We start from the raw sequence: 869 nt of genomic DNA on the forward strand, positions 1-869 counted from the left end.
GGGCGGCCGGCGCCGCCAGCCCGACCGCGAGGTAGAGGGCGGTGACCAGCCAGTAGAGCGGCACCACCCGCGCGATCCGGTGGGCGAGGAAGCGCCGCCGGCCGTGCGGCCCGGCGGCGTGGGGAGCGGCCGCGTGGACGATGATGAAGCCAGAGATCACGAAGAACACGTCGACGCCGCCGGCCCAGGGCAGCAGCACGCTCGGCGCGAAGGCCTGGCCGGTCCGCTGCGCCAGGGCGGCCGCCTCGGATTGCGCATGGTGCATCACCACGAGCAGGGCCGCCGCCGCGCGCAGGATCTGGATCGCGATGAGCTTCACGGGCGGCGGCCTCGCGGCGGACGGGACGGCGCAGGCATGGCCGCTGTCGCGAGGTCGATCAAGCGCGGCTTCGCGCGCCGCCGCCCCGGCAAGGTCAGCCAAGACCAGAGGAACCATGGGCGATCGTCATCGTTGGTCCAGTGAAGTGCTGCCGCCGTCCGCATCGGTTGATTCCGGTCCGGGCGATGCAACGATGACGGCTTGCACGCTCACCATTCGTGACCAGAGGTTTTCAATGCTGAAGAAGTACGCAGTCCTGTCCGCCCTCGCCGTCGCCGTCTCGACCCCCGCCATGGCCCAGGGCCTGAGCGATTTCCGCCTGCAGGCGCTCCAGGCGAACGCCTTCGAGATCCAGTCGAGCCAGATCGCGCTGTCCAAGTCGCGCAACCCGCAGATCCGCACCTATGCCCAGGAAGCGATCCGCGACCACCGCTCGGCCAACGTCGCCCTCGTCGGCGGTGACCGCAACTACGTCGCCGCGCAGGGCGGTGTCGTCGGCGGTCCGGTCGACGGCCTGATCGGCGCGCCGCTGGCGGTAGCCGGTGGTGCC

2 protein-coding genes are annotated in these 869 nt (G+C 71.3%); one reads left to right on the forward strand and one right to left on the reverse strand.

All coding sequences use genetic code 11. The features are described 5' to 3' along the window. Window positions 1-304 (reverse strand): acyltransferase family protein (locus FV222_RS27705; RefSeq protein ID WP_147816374.1); only part of this gene is annotated, 304 nt, incomplete at its 3' end. A gap of 4 nt (window positions 305-308) precedes the next feature. Here FV222_RS27705 and FV222_RS31665 point away from each other — a divergent pair. Next, window positions 309-869 (forward strand): DUF4142 domain-containing protein (locus FV222_RS31665; protein ID WP_246685716.1); only part of this gene is annotated, 561 nt, incomplete at its 3' end.

The sequence above is a fragment of the Methylobacterium sp. WL103 genome (genome assembly GCF_008039885.1).
In the GTDB taxonomy this organism is placed as follows: Bacteria; Pseudomonadota; Alphaproteobacteria; order Rhizobiales; family Beijerinckiaceae; genus Methylobacterium; species Methylobacterium cerastii.